An 18,615-nucleotide genomic window follows, 5' to 3' on the forward strand; every position below is an offset into this window, starting at 1 on the left:
AAGGATAAAGGTCAATTAGTAGCAACAATTCTTAATCTTTTTATGCATTCTGTGGAAAAATTGCCAAGTGTCGCCCAAACTCTACATTCAAATACGGCTTTCTGTTGATAAAACAGTAATAATGTAAAATATAAATTTGTGGGTGTGTTGATTAACGGGGATAGTGTATCCTTTGTTAGTTGTTTGCCATTCGAAATAGTGAAGACTTGGATTATATGAATATTGGTTTAATAATCGCTCTAGTTGCTGTGTTGCTCGTATTGGTGCTGGGTTACAACATAATGCTCCAATACAAAGTGCGTCTAGAATCCACAAAGAAGCAGGAAGCATCGAAATACATTGCGATTATCGATGCAACTGAAGATTTGATCGGTAACGCTCACCATATGCCATTTAGCAAAGAGCTTCTCGTATGTTTAAATACAAGAATACTGGATGCACTAGAGGCAATGCATGAGATAGATCCCAAAGATAAAAATCTGGAACATCGTGTTGCTAATATGCGTAATCAGGTTGAACAGCTCAAAGCGAACCATCCCGGCGGCGAAAGTGCTTCTTTTAAAGTACCTAGTAGCGACAAACAAGCTCTATTGATGCTTAAATTGGTTAAGCGGTTACGAGACACCATTCGCAGCGAACATAATAAGGGGCGTTTTGATACTCAATCCTTTGTTGCTGAAAATGCTCGTCTTGAGAACATCCAAATCAAAATTAACATAGAAAACGTTCTGAAACGCTCTAACGATGCAATCGTTAGAGGACAACCGGGAACTGCACTGCAGTTGTTACGTAAAGGCATTGATGTGTTAAGTTCTAAGAATGACGCTTATTCAAATCAAGCAAGAGAGAAATTGCAAACCATGCACGACGAGCTAGAGAAACGTCGTCAAACGAAAAGCGAAGCCGAACTTCACCAAATTGAAGCAAATGAACACGATAGTGACATGGAAGCGCTCTTTGGCGAGAAGAAAAAATGGTAGTATAACGCCTCGTTTAAAGGCACCTCTTTTATTTAAAGGCCGTCATGACGGCCTTTTTTACTGTTTATAATTATGATTATTCAAGAAGACGCTATCCAGCAATTGTTACAACCTATCAGTCAGTTTTTAAAATGCTCTACTCCAGATGAATGGATTATCGAAGCGCGTAAACCTGAAAACTTGCGCGTATTACTGCTCGATCACCTACTGTGCGAGCTCAAAGCTGGCCAATCGGCTATGTACCTCATTCGCAAATATGCCGTAGACCCATCGAGCCAACACTCCTTGTTAGATTGGTTTAAACCTTATGAAGATTTTGCTTATCGTGGTTTAGGTTCGATTGAAACGTTAAAAGGGAAAAGCCAGATATCCAAAGCAATCATGGCGAAATCGGATTCTCCCTACAGCCAAGAGCTAATTGATAAAATGGTGCTACTTATTAAAGAAGAGTTGCACCATTTCTATCAAGTTCTGGAGATCATGGAGCAACGTGGTGTGCAATATGAGTCGATACCAGCCAGTCGCTACGCGAAAGGATTGCTTTCACATATGAAAACACACGAGCCAGAGACGTTAATCGATAAATTGATAGTGGGTGCTTACATCGAAGCTCGCTCTTGTGAGCGATTTGCTAAATTGTCCCCTTATCTCGATGAAGATATGGCTCGCTTTTATATTTCACTGTTACGTTCAGAAGCTCGCCACTATCAAGACTATTTAGCGCTTGCTGAACAAATCGCGGGTAAAGACATCAGTGAACGCATCGCCTATTTTGGCAGAGTTGAAGCAGAACTCATTTCATCACCTGATCAGGAATTCAAATTCCACAGTGGTGTTCCCGCCTAATTAGGTACGGGAAACGAACCAATAAAAAGGGGCAGTATAATCACTGCCCCTTTTCGTTTAGCGATAAATCCTAGCGTTACGCTAGCGTTGCGTTAATATCGAGTAACACTTGAGACGGATTTTCCGCTTGGGTAATGGGACGCCCAATCACAAGATAATCAGAGCCAGCTTGAACAGCATCATAAGGCGTCATGATACGACGTTGGTCACCGGCAGCAGAACCTGCAGGACGAATTCCCGGAGTCACCAATTTAAAATCTTTACCAAGCTCACCTTTTAGTAAAGAGGCTTCCTGAGCAGAACACACTACCCCATCAAGCCCCGCATTTTTGGTTAGCGTCGCTAGCGTAATCACTTGCTGTTGAGGTAAGCGATCAATACCAATACCCTGTAAATCGGATTGCTCCATACTGGTTAGTACCGTTACTCCGATAAGCAATGGGCGATCTTTACCGTAAGGCTCCAAAATTTCGCGAGAGGCTGTCATCATACGTTCACCGCCACTGGCGTGAACATTTACCATCCATACTCCCAATTCTGCTGCTGCACGAACCGCTTTAGAACAGGTGTTCGGAATATCATGAAACTTCAGATCTAGGAATACTTGGAATCCACGACGGTGTAACTCTTTAACAAAATCAGGACCAAACAAGGTGAACATCTCTTTACCTACTTTTAGGCGACATGTCGCAGGGTCGATTTTATCAACAAAGGCAAAAGCATCTGCTTGATTATCATAATCTAAAGCGACAATTACTTTTGGATCGTTCATTTGTACTCCTAACTAGTTACGCTAAAAAAATGCAGCCATTAGGCTGCATAAAAAATTTCAATATCACTATTCCCCATCCAGTCCACGGATAGGCTTAATACAACCCCAGCTCTTACAAGATGGGCAATGCCAATAGAGTGAGTGCGTCGCAAAACCGCACTGGCGGCACCGATACTGAGGTTTCGCTTTTAACTGTTCCCCTACTAATTTTTGCAACGTTAACAAACTCTCTTTTGCTCGTCCTTCTTCTGCCTCAGCAATATGGTAATCAATAAGGCGGTAGAACCCTTTCATCGTTGGGTTTTTAACTAGCTGGCGAGTTAATAAGTCCTGCGCCGAAGCCGTACTTTCATGCTTCGCCACTAAATGCGCAAGCATAAGCTCAGCCGACACACCGGCGTTATGTGCGATGCATTCACGTAAGAAACGCACTAACTCATGTTCTTGGCCTAAATGGTAATAGCAGTCTGCCATGATGGGCAATACTTCACCGATAAAATCGATATCTTGTCTTACCACTTGGCGCAAATACTCCACTGTATGTGCATAGTCTTCGTGCTCAAGATAAAGCTTACCAAGAGAGATACTGGCGCGAACACACTTAGGGTCTATTTGCAGTGCTTTTTTAAATAGTTGAATCGCTTTGTCGTGGTGACCATCACCTTTCTCTTGCATCGCTATCTCACACCAAAAATGTGCGATATTCGTCTTGTTTTTGTCACGCCCCATTTTGACCAGAGCTTGGGCACAATCAATGGCTTTATGCCATTCACGAGTCTGCTGATAAATCGCCGTTAGTTGCTGCAAAGCTGATTCTCGATGTTCTGGTTCATCGATCAATTGTTCAAAAATACGCTCTGCCCGATCTAAAAAACCTGAAACCATATAGTCTTTGGCAAGTTGTTGCAGCGCTAAGTTTTTTTGATCAATAGTTAAACCAGTACGAGAAATAAGGTTCTGGTGAATACGAATTGCACGGTCTACCTCGCCTCGAGAACGAAAAAGATTACCCAATGCAAGGTGAGTATCGATGGTATCGTTATCGACTTGCAAAAGTTCAATGAAGTGATCAACTGCCTTGTCCGATTGGTCAGACAATAGCAGGTTCAATCCCGTCACATATTGACGAGAGATTTGGTGAGATTGTTTCTGTTTATCTTGTTGAGCACTGCGGTGCCCCATATACCAACCATACGCAGCTGCGATTGGTAATAACAAGAACAGTATTTCTAACATTAAAAAACAGCCTTATCCTATCAAATCAGTTCTGATCTGCAGAGACATCGTTCTTGGCAGCCTGCTTTTTTAATTGTTTGTTCAGTTTACGAATTCTAAATTTTGATTTGAAATGTACACCCACAAAGAGCATCCACGCCAATACAAACCCAACAACAAAAACGCTTCCAAGTAATGTCGAAAGATGGAACTGTCCCTGAGCCAACAAATAGTTAAAAGTGACTACTTCTTGGTTTTGAGCTCCCAACGCTAATGCGATAAGAAACAGAGCCAGAATGAGTACAATTTTTATAATTTTCATACGCGTCACCTATTCAGGAATGAGCCTCCATGATTATGCAGGAAAATCGCGTTACAAACCACGCCTAATCGGCATTCATGCTATAAAAAAGCGGCACGCTTATAATAGCATGCCGCTTTCTAGAAATGCGTTTAGTTATCAGAGACTTTCGTTTACACGTTCGCGCAATTCTTTACCAGGTTTAAAGTGTGGAACGTATTTACCTTCCAGCTCAACTTTATCACCAGTTTTAGGATTACGGCCGACACGAGGCTCACGATAATGTAAAGAGAAACTACCGAAACCACGAATTTCGATGCGCTCTCCATCTTCCAACGTAGATGCCATATGTTCAAGAATGTCTTTCACCGCATCTTCGATCTCTTTTGCAGACAAGTGAGTTTGTTCAGCACAGAGTCTTTCGATCAATTCAGACTTAGTCATAGTTTCCCTCTTTGAGTTGTTCACACTCATTATAGTAAGTAATGCCAATTCCAACAAACACTTGAGAGCTATTGGCCAAAAACTTCACGCTTTGATATTGGAACTTTGATCCAGTTTACACAACTTTGCTATTTTCGTGTGTAAAAAATGCGCAAAAGTGATGTAAGAACAGGAATTACTTCTAAATTATAGACAAAAAAAAGGAGCCAGGATGGCTCCTTTTTTATAAAGGTCGATTATTCGCCTTTAGCAGCTTTGAAAGCGTCAGCCATAGCGTTACCGAACGCAGCATCATCTTGCTTGTTCAGAGTAGCCATTGCTTCTTGCTCTTCAGCTTCGTCTTTCGCTTTGATAGACAGGTTGATTACGCGGTTTTTACGGTCAACGCCAGTAAATTTCGCTTCAACTTTGTCACCAACGTTAAGAACTAGAGTTGCATCTTCAACGCGGTCACGTGAAGCTTCAGAAGCGCGGATGTAACCTTCAACGCTGTCTTCTAGTTCGATAGTTGCGCCTTTAGCGTCAACTGCAGTAACAGTACCGTTAACAAGAGTACCTTTCTTGTTGTCAGCAACGTAAGCGTTGAATGGGTCATTTTCCATTTGCTTAACGCCTAGAGAAATGCGTTCACGCTCTGCGTCTACTGCTAGAACTACTGCAGAGATTTCGTCGCCTTTCTTGTATTCACGTACTGCTTCTTCTCCAGGAACATTCCAAGAGATGTCAGATAGGTGAACTAGACCGTCGATGCCGCCTTCAAGACCGATGAAGATACCGAAGTCAGTGATAGACTTGATCTTACCAGTAACTTTGTCGCCCTTAGCTTGCATTTCTGCAAATGATTGCCATGGGTTAGCTTTACACTGTTTTAGACCTAGAGAGATACGACGACGTTCTTCGTCGATATCAAGAACCATAACCTCAACTTCGTCGCCAACATTAACAACTTTAGATGGGTGGATGTTCTTGTTAGTCCAATCCATTTCTGAAACGTGAACTAGACCTTCAACGCCTTCTTCGATTTCAACGAAGCAGCCGTAGTCAGTTAGGTTAGTTACGCGACCAGTCAGTTTGTGACCTTCTGGGTAACGAGCAGCGATTGCTACCCATGGATCTTCGCCAAGCTGTTTCAGACCTAGTGATACGCGAGTACGTTCACGGTCGAATTTAAGAACTTTAACAGTGATTTCGTCACCAACGTTAACGATCTCAGATGGGTGCTTAACGCGTTTCCAAGCCATGTCAGTGATGTGTAGAAGACCGTCAACACCGCCAAGGTCAACGAATGCACCGTAGTCAGTAAGGTTCTTAACGATACCTTTAACTTCAGTACCTTCTTGTAGAGTTTCAAGAAGTTCGTCACGCTCAACACTGTTTTCTGATTCGATAACAGCACGACGAGAAACAACAACGTTGTTACGTTTCTGGTCAAGCTTGATAACTTTGAACTCTAGCTCTTTGTTTTCTAGGTGAGCTGTGTCACGGATAGGACGTACGTCTACTAGAGAACCTGGTAGGAACGCACGGATACCGTTAAGTTCAACAGTGAAACCGCCTTTAACTTTACCGTTGATGATACCAACAACAGTTTCAGCTTCTTCGTATGCTTTTTCAAGAACGATCCAAGCTTCGTGACGTTTCGCTTTCTCACGAGAAAGTTGAGTTTCACCGAAACCATCTTCAACAGCGTCTAGAGCTACGTCTACTTCAGAACCAACTTCAACTTCTAGTTCGCCAGCAGCGTTTTTGAACTGTTCTGCAGGGATTGCAGATTCAGATTTAAGACCTGCGTCAACAAGAACGTAGCCGTTTTCGATCGCTACTACAGTACCTTTAACGATAGTACCTTGTTGGAATTCAGTCTCGTTTAGAAACTCTTCAAAGAGTTGAGCAAAAGATTCAGTCATTTAAATAATCTTCAATTAAATTAAACTTCCACGGGTATCCTACCTCGTGGGGTTATTAAATTCGCCAGTCATCTTCCATGCGACCAACGCTCTATACTTCCCCGATGCAACTATGCTCGTGGAAGCTTAGATTCAATATATATCAGTGCCTGTTCTACCACTTGTTCAATAGACATCGTTGTAGAATCAAGCACTAGCGCATCCTCTGCGGGGCGTAAAGGAGCCACCGGGCGGTTACGATCACGATCGTCACGCTCTTGGATTTCGCTTAAAAGGGCGTCAAATTTAACATCTAAACCCTTAAGTTGCAACTGCTTAAAGCGTCTACGGGCACGTTCTTCAGCACTTGCATCGAGAAATATTTTGACTTCCGCTTCAGGGAAAACAACCGTACCCATATCACGACCATCAGCAACCAAACCTGCACCATCAGCAAATGCTCGTTGACGACGAAGTAGAGCTTCGCGCACCCGTGGGAGAGCGGCCACTTTCGATGCAGCCATTCCAGTTTCTTCTTTACGAAGTTCACCAGACACATCTTCGCCTTCTAAGATAACGCGGACTAAATCGCCTTCTGCAATAAATTGCACATCGAGATGAGTTGCTAGCGGCACCAACGCCTCTTCTGATTCAGTATCCACACCGTGGTGAATTGCGGCCAAAGCCAACACACGATAAATAGCACCAGAATCAAGGAGATGAAAACCAAGTTTTTTTGCCAATAACATACAAAGCGTACCTTTACCCGCTCCGCTTGGTCCATCGACGGTCACTACCGGTGTTTGAGAGGACATGTTTTACTCCACTTTGTGTTAATTACGCAGCCTCTAATGACAGCGTTTTACCGGCCCGAAATTATAATAACAATCGCGTCTATGTGCCAGTTTAGAATCTCCACTGTGATAGATTTTGCTCAGATAAAACATAAAGCCCAATCACAATGGATTGGGCTTTATGTCATAGGTCACAATTAGAGCAGAATACGCTGTTCGTTTTTCTTTAATATTGATTTACCAATGCCTTTTACTTTAGTCAGGTCATTTTTCGTTTTGAATGGACCGTTTGCTTGACGGTATTTTACGATAGCTTTGGCTTTAGCCAGCCCCACTCCTTTAAGTAAAGTGGACATTTCATCCGCAGATGCCTCGTTTATGTTAACGGTTATCTGAATCTGTTCACTTTTAGGGTTGTTGTCTGCCGCAACGGCTTGGAAGGTAGGAATACCCAAAAACAAAATGGTGCTGAGTAGCCAATGTGGGTTTCGTAATAATAAATAGTGCATAAAGTGTTCCTTTGCTCTTGTTTAATCGTCGTAGAAATTTTACAAGCGATGGATTCTCCATCCGACACAAAGGCACCTAAAATACGACGGGCCCCATTTGGGGCCCGTCTTTTGTCACATCAAATACATTGACGCTTGGATTTACTTCACATAATACTCAATGTCAGTATTCGCACGTAAAATCGCGAGAATGCCAGCCATATCTTGCTGTACCGAAATTTGAGTCAGCTGCTGACCAATTTGCTGTTGATATCTGCCATCATTGTTGGTAGCCACTTTTTCTAGCTTAACCACCACAACGTTTTGCTCTGCATCAGAAGAACGACTGTAGGTTGCTTTGTCTGCTTCAGGTTTAGGCATCGCAAATACGGCTTCGGCCAGTGGCGAGTTACGATCAATTGTCTCTACATCACCAAACTTAAGCTTGTTCGCTTTCAGAACGGAATCGTCACCTTTCGCCAGAGCTGCCACTAATTGGTCACCCAGTGACGCTGCAGCGTCTTTCGCCTTCACATCAGTCAACTGTTTAACCACTTGGTCTTTCACTTGAGCTAAAGGAAGAACTTGCTCTGGACGAGATTCTTCAACACGAACAACCACTACATGCTCAGGAGCCACTTCCACCACTTCAGAATTAAGACCGTCTTCTTTTACTTCTGGGGTTTCTAGTGCTTTTTGTACATCAGTATTTTGCAGAAGCTTAGGTGCATCTTGAGCGGAAACAAAGTCAGTTGTGACCACTTTAGCACCAATAGTTTTAGCCGCTTCGTCTAATGAATCTGGCGACTCAAAAGCCACTTTCTCCAGCTTGCTTTGTAAGTCGTAGAACTGATCGATAGCTTTTTGCGAGACAAGTTCAGTGCGAATTTGCGCCGCAACCTCTTTCAGCGGTTTCACCTTACCAGGCTTCACTTCATCAAGTTTAATGATGTGATAACCAAAGGCAGATTTAACAACACCCGAAAGTTCGCCAGCTTTTGTCAATGCGAATGCTGCTTTTTCAAACTCTGGGTCCATGGTGTCGTGTTCAATCCAACCGAGAGAACCACCTTCATTGGCACTACCGACATCTTGAGAGTCTTTCTTCGCTAAAGCAGCGAAATCAGCACCGCCTTTAAGCTCGCTTAATACTTCTTCTGCTTTTTTCTCATCATCTTTAATTAAGATGTGGCTAACTTTACGTTGTTCAGCAGTAGAGTATTTATCTTGGTGTTCTTTGTAATACTGTTGAACCTCTTGGTCGGTCACTTTAATTTGTGACTGCAATGCTTGGGCAGACAATTCAACATAAGAAATTTTAGCTTGCTCTGGGCGAGTATAAGCTTCTGGATGTTCCTTGTAGTACTGATTGATTTCGTCGTCACTCAACTGAACTGTTTTCGCGAAATCCACTGTTTTTAGCGTAATTGTACGAACATCACGTGTTTGGTTAATCAAGGCAGCCTGCTGTGCCACTTCACCTTTCAAACTGAAAGCGCTGCCCTGCAGAGCTGACATTAGCTGGTTACGAACTAGATCCTGACGAAGATATTCAGCAAATGAATCCGGCGTGAAACCAACGCGACGTAAAGCAGATTGGTAAAGCTCTTGATCAAACTTGCCATCTTTTTGAAAAGCAGGAATGGCAAGCAGTTGTTCACGAACTTGAGCATCGCTAACACGCAGGCCTAATTGCTCGGCTTGCTGTTCAACTAAAAGATTGTTGATCATACGATCAAGAACAGATTTACGGAAAGAGGCAACGTAAGCAGGGTCGCCCAGAAGATTTGAGAAATAATCACCCAATTGAGATTGCATGCGATTACGTTCGTTCTGGTATTCTTGTTCAAATTCAGTGCGACTGATTTTGCTGTCTCCAACTTTCGCCGCTGCATTGTTGCTACCACTAACCAAGTAGCTACCGATGCCAGCAAAAACGAAGGATAGGATGATGAGTCCTAGAATAACTTTAATCGCGATGCTATTAGCGCCTTCGCGTAGTCGATCCATCATAGTGTTACTGCTCTCCGGATTAAGAAGTGAGATACTTCGTTCAAAATTGAATAGCGCGATAATAACAGAAAAAGAAATGCGCATCAGTAGGATGCGCATATTTTAAAAAGGTTCGATTTAATTGCTAGAAAAGATAACTAGCAACATTCGAATTAGTTACAAGCGTCTTTAAGCGCTTTACCTGCTTTAAATGCAGGTACTTTAGCTTCTGCGATTTGGATTTCGTCACCAGTTTTTGGGTTACGACCAGTGCGAGCTGCACGAGTACGTACCTGGAAAGTACCAAAGCCAACAAGAGCAACTTGGTCACCTGATTGAAGCGTATCTGTTACTGCTTCGATGAATGCGTCTAGAGCACGACCTGCAGATGCTTTTGAGATATCAGCATTCGCTGCGATTTGTTCTACTAATTGTGTTTTATTCACTGTGATTCCCCTTTGGTCACCAATTATTATTTTGTTCGGTGCCTGTTCGTTCCATTATATTCCAAAAATGTGTCGCAACCCTTGTCATTAAAGGGCTAGCGTCACAGAGCTTAACGTTAGCTGGCAAAAAAAACGCTGACAAGCCTTTTTTGAGCTAATCAGCGTAATCTTTTACTTATTTTTGCTACACATCACTATTTTACAGGCTCTAACTCGACACCTGTTGGGTCTTTAGCCAGTGCAACTTTCAAAACTTCGTCAATCCAACGCACCGGACGAACGTCCAGATCAGCGATAACATTGGCTGGAATCTCTTCCAAATCGCGTTCATTATCTTTTGGAATCAGCACAGTTTTGATGCCGCCACGGTGTGCCGCAAGCAGTTTTTCTTTCAATCCACCAATCGGTAATACTTCACCACGTAGTGTGATTTCACCCGTCATTGCCACATCAGCTTTGACAGGATTACCAGTTAGGCTTGATACCAATGCGGTGCACATCGCAATACCCGCACTTGGACCATCCTTAGGTGTCGCACCTTCCGGTACGTGAACATGAATATCACGTTTTTCATGGAAGTCGGCATTAATGCCCAATTTATCGGCACGAGAGCGAACGACAGTCATTGCTGCTTGAATAGACTCTTGCATCACATCACCCAATGAACCGGTTTGGGTCATTTTACCTTTACCAGGCATGGATTGCGCTTCAATAGTCAGTAGATCACCACCCACTTCAGTCCAAGCTAAACCAACAACTTGACCAATACGATTGTGATCGTCTGCTTTACCATAGTCAAAACGCTGTACGCCTAGATATTCTTTCAAGTTATCCATGGTCACTGTCACGTGTTGAACATCTTTGTTCAGCAAAATATTCTTCACTGCTTTACGGCAGATTTTAGAAATCTCACGTTCTAGACTACGGACACCAGCTTCTCTAGTGTAGTAGCGGACGATACCGACAATAGCAGAATCTTCAATTGTAATTTCTTTTTCTTTCAATCCATTACGTTCAATCTGCTTACCAACTAAGTGGCGTTTTGCGATATTCAGTTTCTCGTCTTCGGTGTAGCCAGAGAGACGAATCACTTCCATACGGTCAAGCAATGGACCCGGAATGTTCATTGAGTTTGACGTTGCAACGAACATCACATCAGACAAATCGTAATCCACTTCTAAGTAGTGGTCGTTAAACGAGTTATTCTGCTCTGGGTCAAGAACTTCAAGCAGTGCTGAAGCTGGGTCGCCACGCATGTCAGACGACATTTTGTCAATTTCATCTAAAAGGAACAGTGGGTTTTTTACGCCAACTTTCGCCATTTTCTGAATCAACTTACCAGGTAATGAACCGATGTAAGTACGGCGGTGACCACGAATCTCGGCTTCATCACGCACGCCGCCAAGCGCCATACGTACATATTGACGACCTGTTGCAGCAGCAATCGAACGACCTAGCGAGGTTTTACCCACACCTGGAGGCCCAACAAGACAAAGGATCGGGCCTTTTAGCTTGTTAATTCGGCTTTGCACTGCGAGGTATTCCAAGATACGTTCTTTAACGCGTTCCAGACCATAGTGGTCTGAGTTTAAAATCTCTTCCGCTTTAGCAAGGTCTTTTTTCACCTTAGAGCGCTTATGCCAAGGAACGCTCACCATCCAATCGATATAACTACGTACTACGGTTGCTTCCGCAGACATAGGCGACATCATTTTCAGTTTTTGCAGCTCTTGCTCGGTCTTTTCACGAGCTTCTTTTGGCATTTTTGACGCTTCGATTTTCTGTTTTAGAGCTTCGAATTCGTCAGGAGCATCGTCCATCTCACCCAGCTCTTTCTGAATAGCTTTCATTTGCTCATTCAGATAGTACTCACGTTGAGATTTCTCCATCTGCTTTTTCACTCGGTTGCGAATGCGTTTTTCAACTTGCAGCAGATCAATTTCCGATTCCATTTGGCCCATGAGGAACTCTAAACGTTCCGTCACATCCAAAATTTCCAACACCTTCTGTTTATCAACCAATTTCAAGGGCATATGAGCTGCAATCGTGTCTGCAAGACGCGCTGCTTCATCAATACCATTGAGTGAGGTTAAGACTTCAGGTGGGATCTTCTTGTTAAGCTTGATGAACCCCTCGAATTGATTGATCGCACTACGAACAATCACTTCTTGTTCTTTTTCATCTAGCTCAGGAGTGATCAAAAACTCTGCTTCAGCAGAGAAGTAATCGCTCTCGATGAATTTTTCGATTTTAGCGCGCTGTTGCCCTTCAACAAGAACTTTTACCGTACCGTCTGGTAACTTAAGTAATTGCAAAATAGTGGCAACAGTACCAACGTCAAACAAATCAGATACTGTCGGCTCATCAGTCTCCGCCTGCTTTTGTGCGACAAGGAGAACTTGTTTGTTGTTATCCATCGCAGCTTCAAGGCATTGAATGGACTTTTCTCGACCAACAAACAAAGGGATAACCATGTGTGGATAAACCACTACATCGCGCAGAGGTAGTACGGGGATCTCGATACGCTCGGAACGTTCCAAGTTCATATTTTTCTCTCTTCCGCTTTCATTCATATCGAAGTATATGGGGGCTAACTTACTGGAATCAATAACAGAACATAAAAAAAGGAGGTATTTCTACCTCCTTTGCTATTTTCTTGACCGAAGTTACTCAGCGCCAGCCGCTTGGCTGTCTTTATTTGAGTAAATCATCAATGGTTCTGATTCACCGTTAATAACGGATTCATCGATAACCACTTTACTCACATCGGTCATGGAAGGAAGTTCGTACATTGTTTCCAAAAGTACATTTTCCAGAATAGAGCGCAGACCACGAGCACCTGTTTTGCGTTTCATTGCTTTGGCAGCAATCGCTTTCAGTGCGTCTTCACGGAATTCTAAATCTACGTTTTCTAGCTCGAACAACGCACCATACTGTTTTGTTAGAGCGTTTTTCGGTTCGTTAAGAATCTGGATTAACGCGTCTTCATCCAATTCAGTCAAGGTTGCCGTTACTGGCAAACGACCGATGAACTCTGGAATCAAACCGTATTTCACTAAATCTTCAGGCTCAACTTGAGTAAACAGTTCACTCAATGATTGGCTCTGGTCTTTAGAGTGCACTTCAGCAGCAAATCCGATACCCGTTCCTTTTGATACACGCTGTTCAACCACTTTATCTAGGCCAGCAAACGCACCGCCACAGATAAATAAGATTTTAGAGGTATCAACTTGAAGGAATTCTTGTTGCGGATGTTTACGGCCACCTTGTGGTGGAACAGATGCAACCGTGCCCTCGACAAGCTTCAATAGCGCTTGTTGAACGCCTTCACCAGAAACATCACGGGTGATGGATGGGTTTTCTGCCTTACGAGAAATCTTGTCGATCTCATCGATATAGACAATACCACGTTCAGCTTTAGCCACGTCGTAGTCACATTTTTGAAGCAATTTTTGGATGATGTTTTCAACGTCTTCACCCACATAACCCGCTTCAGTCAATGTTGTTGCATCGGCCATCGTAAACGGCACATCTAGAAAACGCGCTAAGGTTTCAGCAAGAAGCGTTTTACCGCTACCTGTTGGACCAATCAGCAGGATGTTACTTTTACCAAGTTCCACGCCTTCACTAGTGGTATCGCCGTTACGTAAACGCTTGTAGTGGTTATAAACCGCAACCGCAAGCACCTTTTTAGCTTGTTCTTGGCCGATCACATAGTCATCTAGGTGGTCACGAATCTGACGCGGCGTTGGTAATGCCGTTGATTCTTTCTTAGGAAGAACATCTTTAATCTCTTCACGAATAATATCGTTACAAAGATCGACACATTCGTCACAGATATACACCGATGGACCTGCGATCAGCTTGCGAACTTCGTGCTGGCTTTTGCCACAGAAAGAGCAGTAAAGCAGTTTACTACTACCACCCTCTTTGCTTTTATCTGTCATTCGCTAACCTCTTAGCCTTTACACATATAGGTCTGAGTGTATAACAATTTTATTCAAATTGCGTGAAGCAATTTGCAGAACTGTCAAACACCAGACATCAAGTCTATTACTTGCTAATTTTACTCACCACGGTGAGTTAGTACAGCATCTACCAAACCATATTCCACTGATTGAGACGCAGACATGAAGTTATCGCGATCAGTATCACGTTCAATCACTTCTAGGTCTTGACCAGTGTGCTCTGCAAGCAATTTATTCAATTTCTGTTTGATAGATAGAATTTCTTGGGCATGAATTTGAATGTCTGAAGCTTGCCCTTGGAAACCACCTAACGGTTGGTGAATCATTACACGAGAGTTTGGTAACGCATAACGTTTACCCTTCGCACCACCCGCTAGTAAGAATGCGCCCATTGATGCGGCTTGTCCCATACATACAGTGCTAACGTCAGGCTTGATAAATTGCATGGTGTCATAGATAGACATACCAGCAGTCACGCTACCACCAGGAGAGTTGATGTAGAGGAAGATGTCTTTGTCAGGGTTTTCAGATTCTAAGAAGAGCAGTTGCGCCACAACCAAATTAGCCATGTGGTCTTCAACTTGACCCGTTAAGAAAATGACACGCTCTTTTAACAGACGAGAATAGATATCATAAGAACGTTCACCGCGAGACGTCTGTTCTACTACCATAGGTACTAGCGCATCAATAATTGGTGACATTGCATTTTTTTCTTGGTAGCTCATAGTCTTATATCCCTAAAATAAATGGCCCGGATGACGAATATCATACGGACCATTGTTAGCAGAAGAGTCAACGTTTCGTCAACCTTCTACGCTACATATTGCTTATTAAGCAGCAGTTTGAGGGTTCATTAGCTCGTTAAAGCTAACTGCTTTCTCAGAAACTTTTGCATCAGCAATGATCGCGTCGATTGCCTGATCTTCAAGAGCCAGGTTACGCATGTTATCCATCATTTGTTGGTTTTGCTCGTAGTAAGCAATCACTTCAGATGGGTCTTCGTATGCAGTCGCCATTTCTTCGATAAGAGCTTTCACTTTCTCTTCGTCAGCTTTTAGCTCTTTAGATTTGATGACTTCACCTAATAATAGACCAACTACAACGCGACGTTTTGCTTGTTCTTCAAATAGTTCGCGTGGAAGTTGTGCAGCAGCTTCAGTGTTGCCACCAAAACGTTGTGCAGCTTGACCACGTAGAACGTCGATTTCTTGGTCGATCAGTGCAGAAGGAACATCGATGTCGTTTTCAGCTACTAGGCCGTCAATAGCTTGCTGTTTGATGTTTGCTTTAACAGCTTGTTTAAGCTCGCGTTCCATGTTTTTGCGAACTTCAGCTTTAAGCGCTTCAACACCACCTTCTTGAACACCGAATTTAGAAACAAATTCGTCATTCAATTCAGGAAGCTCTTGAGCTTCAACTTTGTTCACTTTGATAGCAAATTTCGCTGCTTTACCTTTTAGGTTTTCAGCGTGGTAATCTTCTGGGAAGTTTACTTCGATATCGAATTCCATACCTGCAGTTTTGCCAACGATACCGTCTTCAAAACCAGGAATCATACGGCCAGCACCCATTTCTAGTGGGAAGTTTTCAGCTTTACCGCCTTCAAATTCTTCACCGTCGATAGAACCAACGAAATCGATACTAACGCGAGTGCCTTCAGCTGCTGGAGCGTCAACTTCAGTCCAAGTAGACTGTTGTTTACGTAGAGTTTCTAGCATTTCTTCTACGTCTGCATCTTGTACATCAGCAGTTGGTTTTTCAACAGAGATGTTAGATAGACCTTTCAGTTCAACTTCTGGGTACACTTCGAAAGTCGCTGTGAAAACAACGTCTTTACCTTCAGCAACTTCAACAGGAGCAAAAGTAGGTGCGCCAGCTGGGTTGATTTTTTCTTTTACGATTGCTTCGATGAAGTGACGTTGCATAACTTCGCCTAGAACGTCTTGACGAACTGCTTGACCGTACATTTGAGCAACCATTTTCATTGGCACTTTGCCTTTACGGAAGCCATCGAAACGACGGTTTTTCGCAATGTTGCGTAGTTCAGCTGTCACTGCATCTTCAACGTTTGCAGCAGGAACAGTAATGTTAAGACGGCGTTGTAGGCCTTCTAGCGTTTCAACAGTAACTTGCATTATATTTAAACCTCAAAACTTGCTCAGTTCACTGAGCATCGTGAGCCAAAACCTAGTTTGGCTGCATCCATGTAGTATGCCCGAACGAGCACATAAATGTATCAATTGAGTGTAGATATACGTCCCACGAGGAATCGTATATCGGACTAATGAGTGATATCTTGGCCAGCCATTGGCTGATGAAAGGTATCTCCGATTAGTCTCAGAACCAAAAATTAGAGACGCGACATTCTAACGAGCTACGCTTTTCCTGTCGAGCGCCGACCCGAGATGAAGTGTTTTAAGTTCTAAAAACCCAATCAAGTGCTAAAAAAAACACCAAACTAACATGGCACGGTGTAGGAAATGGGGGCATATCAACCTATTTCAAGGCGTTGTTAAGGTTTTTTTCTTGAAAATAGGCCGAATTGTTTAAAAAGAGATCTTGCTCAGGTTTTACTCCGCAAATTCAGCACCTTTCCCAGCACGTTTTATCGCTTTCCCATTATGCTTAGAACTCTGGAATCTGCAGTTGAGGCATCAGGATGCTGCCATTACGTCGTTTTAATGTCTATTTTGTGCTTCTCTACCTGTTTGTGACGGCACTGACCGCTCATTGGGTATGGCACTATAGTTATCAGTCGCTCATCACTGACCATACTACACAGTTAGAACGATTCTCTTCACATATTGCTGCGAAACTAGACAAATATGCCACCATTCCGCGCTTGTTATCAAAAGATCGCGAATTAATTGACGCACTACTCAGCCCCAATAACTCGGCCCAAATTGAAATAACTAATCGCTTTTTAGAACAGGTAAATAACGTTATTCAGGCATCCGACACTTACCTACTGGATCCCAAAGGAACCACTATTGCAGCAAGTAATTGGTCCTTAGGCCGAACTTTTATTGGCCGTAACTTTGCGTGGCGCCCCTATTTTTATGAAGCGATTGTTGGTGATAGCAGCCAATACTTTGCACTCGGCTCGACCTCTGGCGAGCGAGGGTACTATTATTCCTACCCCGTTATTTATGCGGCAGAAATCATCGGCGTCGTCGTCGTAAAAATGGATTTGACAGCGATTGAGGACAATTGGCAAAACCCTGACAGTTACTTTGTTGCCACAGATGCCAACAGTGTCATCTTCATGTCGAGTCAACCCAAATGGCTATTTAAAAGTATTATCGACTTATCCCCAGAGACGAGGGAAAAAATACGTAATAGTCGCCAATACCTCAACAATACCATTCCATCATTGGGCTTTGTGGCTGATTTAACCCATTCGCCAGCAGAATGGACCAACCCGAAACAAGGTTGGCTAACAGGAGACATGATTGTTAACAGTCGCCCGTTATCAGAGTTAAACCTCAATATTCGCGTTCTTACTCCTAAAATGGATCTGTTTTGGACTACTTTTGGCGCGGTGCTCATTCTGACTATGGTTTTCGCTATTGTATACCTCATTTTATTGTTGATTTACCATCGTCTTGCACGGCAAAGACAGATTGAACAAATTCAACAAGAAGCAAAACAGAAACTCGAATTTTTGGTGATGGAGCGTACATCAGAGTTACATGCAGAGGTGCAAGAGCGTATTCGCACCGAAGGGGCTTTGCGTCAAACTCAAGACGAACTTATACAGGCGGCTAAACTCGCGATGCTCGGGCAAATGTCGGCGAGCATCAGTCATGAACTTAACAACCCGTTAGCCGCGATTCGCGGCTTTGCCGATAATGCTCGACGTTTTATCGCTAAAGGCCAAATTGAACGAGTGGATGACAACTTAGCGCGCATTTCATCTCTAACAGACCGTATGGCGAAAATCAGCAATCAATTAAAGTCTTTTGCTCGAAAATCTGATGCAAAAGAACAAGTTGTCGCCCAGCTTTTGCCCGTCATCTTATCCGCTAAAGAACTGGTTCAGCCACAATATCAAGCTCACCATGTTGATTTAGCCATTCACACTCCAGAACAGCCAATTTGGGTTAGCATGAATCCAATCCAGCTTGAGCAAGTGCTGATTAACCTGCTGACGAATGCTTTACAGGCCATGGAGAATCAAGAAGTAAAACAAGTCGACATACATCTAGAAGTACATGAAGGTTTGGTCATGCTGTTTGTTGATGACAATGGCCCCGGAGTTCCTCTAGACAAACGAATACACCTTTTTGATCCCTTTTATACTACCAAGAAAAATGGCTTAGGCTTGGGGCTCTCTATCTCTCATCAAATTATTGCTAGTTTAAACGGTAAGCTCACCGTCACCGAGGCACCAAGAGGCGGTGCAAGGTTTGTTATAGCTCTCCCCGAGGTGGAGGTCCCCATGGTTCTATCGCCCCCGCCACCAGAGAATCAACACTGAGGA

Annotated in this window: 16 protein-coding genes; 3 read left to right on the plus strand and 13 right to left on the minus strand. The window is 43.2% G+C overall.

Features of this window, described 5'->3' with window-relative positions; genetic code table 11:
- The first annotated feature begins 215 nt into the window (after nt 1-215).
- Nucleotides 216-980 carry a DNA repair protein gene (locus JCM16456_RS10335; RefSeq protein ID WP_068714138.1) on the plus strand — a complete coding sequence of 255 codons (765 nt, stop codon included), beginning with the start codon at nt 216-218 and terminating at the stop codon, nt 978-980.
- 75 nt (nt 981-1,055) lie between these two features.
- Nucleotides 1,056-1,826, plus strand: coding sequence for a tRNA isopentenyl-2-thiomethyl-A-37 hydroxylase MiaE (gene miaE / locus JCM16456_RS10340; protein ID WP_068716026.1), 771 nt, complete (start codon nt 1,056-1,058; stop codon nt 1,824-1,826).
- A 76-nt stretch (nt 1,827-1,902) separates the two neighbouring features.
- Here miaE and pyrF read toward each other — a convergent pair whose 3' ends face one another.
- The 13 genes from pyrF to tig all read right to left on the minus strand — a co-directional run bounded on the left by pyrF (nt 1,903) and on the right by tig (nt 16,267).
- Entirely contained in the window at nt 1,903-2,598 is a 696-nt protein-coding gene (gene pyrF / locus JCM16456_RS10345; RefSeq protein WP_068714139.1) for an orotidine-5'-phosphate decarboxylase, read from the minus strand.
- Nucleotides 2,599-2,664: 66 nt separating this feature from the next.
- Nucleotides 2,665-3,834: a lipopolysaccharide assembly protein LapB gene (gene lapB / locus JCM16456_RS10350; protein ID WP_068714140.1), complete on the minus strand. Its 1,170-nt coding sequence runs from the start codon at nt 3,832-3,834 to the stop codon at nt 2,665-2,667.
- 25 nt (nt 3,835-3,859) lie between these two features.
- Entirely contained in the window at nt 3,860-4,135 is a 276-nt protein-coding gene (locus JCM16456_RS10355) for a LapA family protein (protein ID WP_068714141.1), read from the minus strand.
- Between the two features lie 138 nt (nt 4,136-4,273).
- Nucleotides 4,274-4,588, minus strand: a complete 315-nt coding sequence (gene ihfB, locus JCM16456_RS10360) for an integration host factor subunit beta (protein WP_269450765.1) — start codon at nt 4,586-4,588, stop codon at nt 4,274-4,276.
- Nucleotides 4,589-4,794: 206 nt separating this feature from the next.
- Entirely contained in the window at nt 4,795-6,465 is a 1,671-nt protein-coding gene (gene rpsA / locus JCM16456_RS10365; protein ID WP_068714143.1) for a 30S ribosomal protein S1, read from the minus strand.
- A gap of 110 nt (nt 6,466-6,575) precedes the next feature.
- Nucleotides 6,576-7,259: a (d)CMP kinase gene (cmk, locus tag JCM16456_RS10370; RefSeq protein WP_068714144.1), complete on the minus strand. Its 684-nt coding sequence runs from the start codon at nt 7,257-7,259 to the stop codon at nt 6,576-6,578.
- Between the two features lie 176 nt (nt 7,260-7,435).
- Nucleotides 7,436-7,747 (minus strand): ComEA family DNA-binding protein, encoded by a 312-nt coding sequence (locus JCM16456_RS10375; RefSeq protein WP_068714145.1) that lies wholly within the window; start codon nt 7,745-7,747, stop codon nt 7,436-7,438.
- Between the two features lie 141 nt (nt 7,748-7,888).
- Nucleotides 7,889-9,739, minus strand: coding sequence for a peptidylprolyl isomerase (gene ppiD / locus JCM16456_RS10380; RefSeq protein ID WP_068716028.1), 1,851 nt, complete (start codon nt 9,737-9,739; stop codon nt 7,889-7,891).
- A 152-nt stretch (nt 9,740-9,891) separates the two neighbouring features.
- The gene (locus JCM16456_RS10385) at nt 9,892-10,164 is read right to left on the minus strand and encodes an HU family DNA-binding protein (protein WP_068714146.1); all 273 of its coding nucleotides are present in this window, start codon (nt 10,162-10,164) and stop codon (nt 9,892-9,894) included.
- A gap of 194 nt (nt 10,165-10,358) precedes the next feature.
- The gene (gene lon / locus JCM16456_RS10390) at nt 10,359-12,710 is read right to left on the minus strand and encodes an endopeptidase La (protein WP_068714147.1); all 2,352 of its coding nucleotides are present in this window, start codon (nt 12,708-12,710) and stop codon (nt 10,359-10,361) included.
- A 120-nt stretch (nt 12,711-12,830) separates the two neighbouring features.
- Entirely contained in the window at nt 12,831-14,111 is a 1,281-nt protein-coding gene (gene clpX, locus JCM16456_RS10395; RefSeq protein WP_068714148.1) for an ATP-dependent protease ATP-binding subunit ClpX, read from the minus strand.
- A 119-nt stretch (nt 14,112-14,230) separates the two neighbouring features.
- Nucleotides 14,231-14,857 (minus strand): ATP-dependent Clp endopeptidase proteolytic subunit ClpP, encoded by a 627-nt coding sequence (gene clpP / locus JCM16456_RS10400; protein ID WP_068714149.1) that lies wholly within the window; start codon nt 14,855-14,857, stop codon nt 14,231-14,233.
- Between the two features lie 105 nt (nt 14,858-14,962).
- Nucleotides 14,963-16,267, minus strand: a complete 1,305-nt coding sequence (gene tig / locus JCM16456_RS10405) for a trigger factor (protein ID WP_068714150.1) — start codon at nt 16,265-16,267, stop codon at nt 14,963-14,965.
- Nucleotides 16,268-16,791: 524 nt separating this feature from the next.
- Here tig and JCM16456_RS10410 point away from each other — a divergent pair.
- Nucleotides 16,792-18,612, plus strand: a complete 1,821-nt coding sequence (locus JCM16456_RS10410; RefSeq protein WP_068714151.1) for a sensor histidine kinase — start codon at nt 16,792-16,794, stop codon at nt 18,610-18,612.
- The last annotated feature ends 3 nt before the right edge of the window (nt 18,613-18,615 follow it).

Origin of the sequence: Vibrio tritonius (genome assembly GCF_001547935.1) — a bacterium.
Taxonomy (GTDB): Bacteria; Pseudomonadota; Gammaproteobacteria; order Enterobacterales; family Vibrionaceae; genus Vibrio; species Vibrio tritonius.

Coding starts and splice junctions, on each gene's coding strand:
- JCM16456_RS10335 (WP_068714138.1), top strand. CDS start 216: ATGAATATTGGTTTAATAATCGCTCTAGTTGCTGTGTTGCTCGTATTG.
- pyrF (WP_068714139.1), bottom strand. CDS start 2,598: ATGAACGATCCAAAAGTAATTGTCGCTTTAGATTATGATAATCAAGCA.
- lapB (WP_068714140.1), bottom strand. CDS start 3,834: ATGTTAGAAATACTGTTCTTGTTATTACCAATCGCAGCTGCGTATGGT.
- JCM16456_RS10355 (WP_068714141.1), bottom strand. CDS start 4,135: ATGAAAATTATAAAAATTGTACTCATTCTGGCTCTGTTTCTTATCGCA.
- ihfB (WP_269450765.1), bottom strand. CDS start 4,588: ATGAGTGTGAACAACTCAAAGAGGGAAACTATGACTAAGTCTGAATTG.
- rpsA (WP_068714143.1), bottom strand. CDS start 6,465: ATGACTGAATCTTTTGCTCAACTCTTTGAAGAGTTTCTAAACGAGACT.
- cmk (WP_068714144.1), bottom strand. CDS start 7,259: ATGTCCTCTCAAACACCGGTAGTGACCGTCGATGGACCAAGCGGAGCG.
- JCM16456_RS10375 (WP_068714145.1), bottom strand. CDS start 7,747: ATGCACTATTTATTATTACGAAACCCACATTGGCTACTCAGCACCATT.
- ppiD (WP_068716028.1), bottom strand. CDS start 9,739: ATGATGGATCGACTACGCGAAGGCGCTAATAGCATCGCGATTAAAGTT.
- lon (WP_068714147.1), bottom strand. CDS start 12,710: ATGAACTTGGAACGTTCCGAGCGTATCGAGATCCCCGTACTACCTCTG.
- clpX (WP_068714148.1), bottom strand. CDS start 14,111: ATGACAGATAAAAGCAAAGAGGGTGGTAGTAGTAAACTGCTTTACTGC.
- clpP (WP_068714149.1), bottom strand. CDS start 14,857: ATGAGCTACCAAGAAAAAAATGCAATGTCACCAATTATTGATGCGCTA.
- tig (WP_068714150.1), bottom strand. CDS start 16,267: ATGCAAGTTACTGTTGAAACGCTAGAAGGCCTACAACGCCGTCTTAAC.
- JCM16456_RS10410 (WP_068714151.1), top strand. CDS start 16,792: ATGCTGCCATTACGTCGTTTTAATGTCTATTTTGTGCTTCTCTACCTG.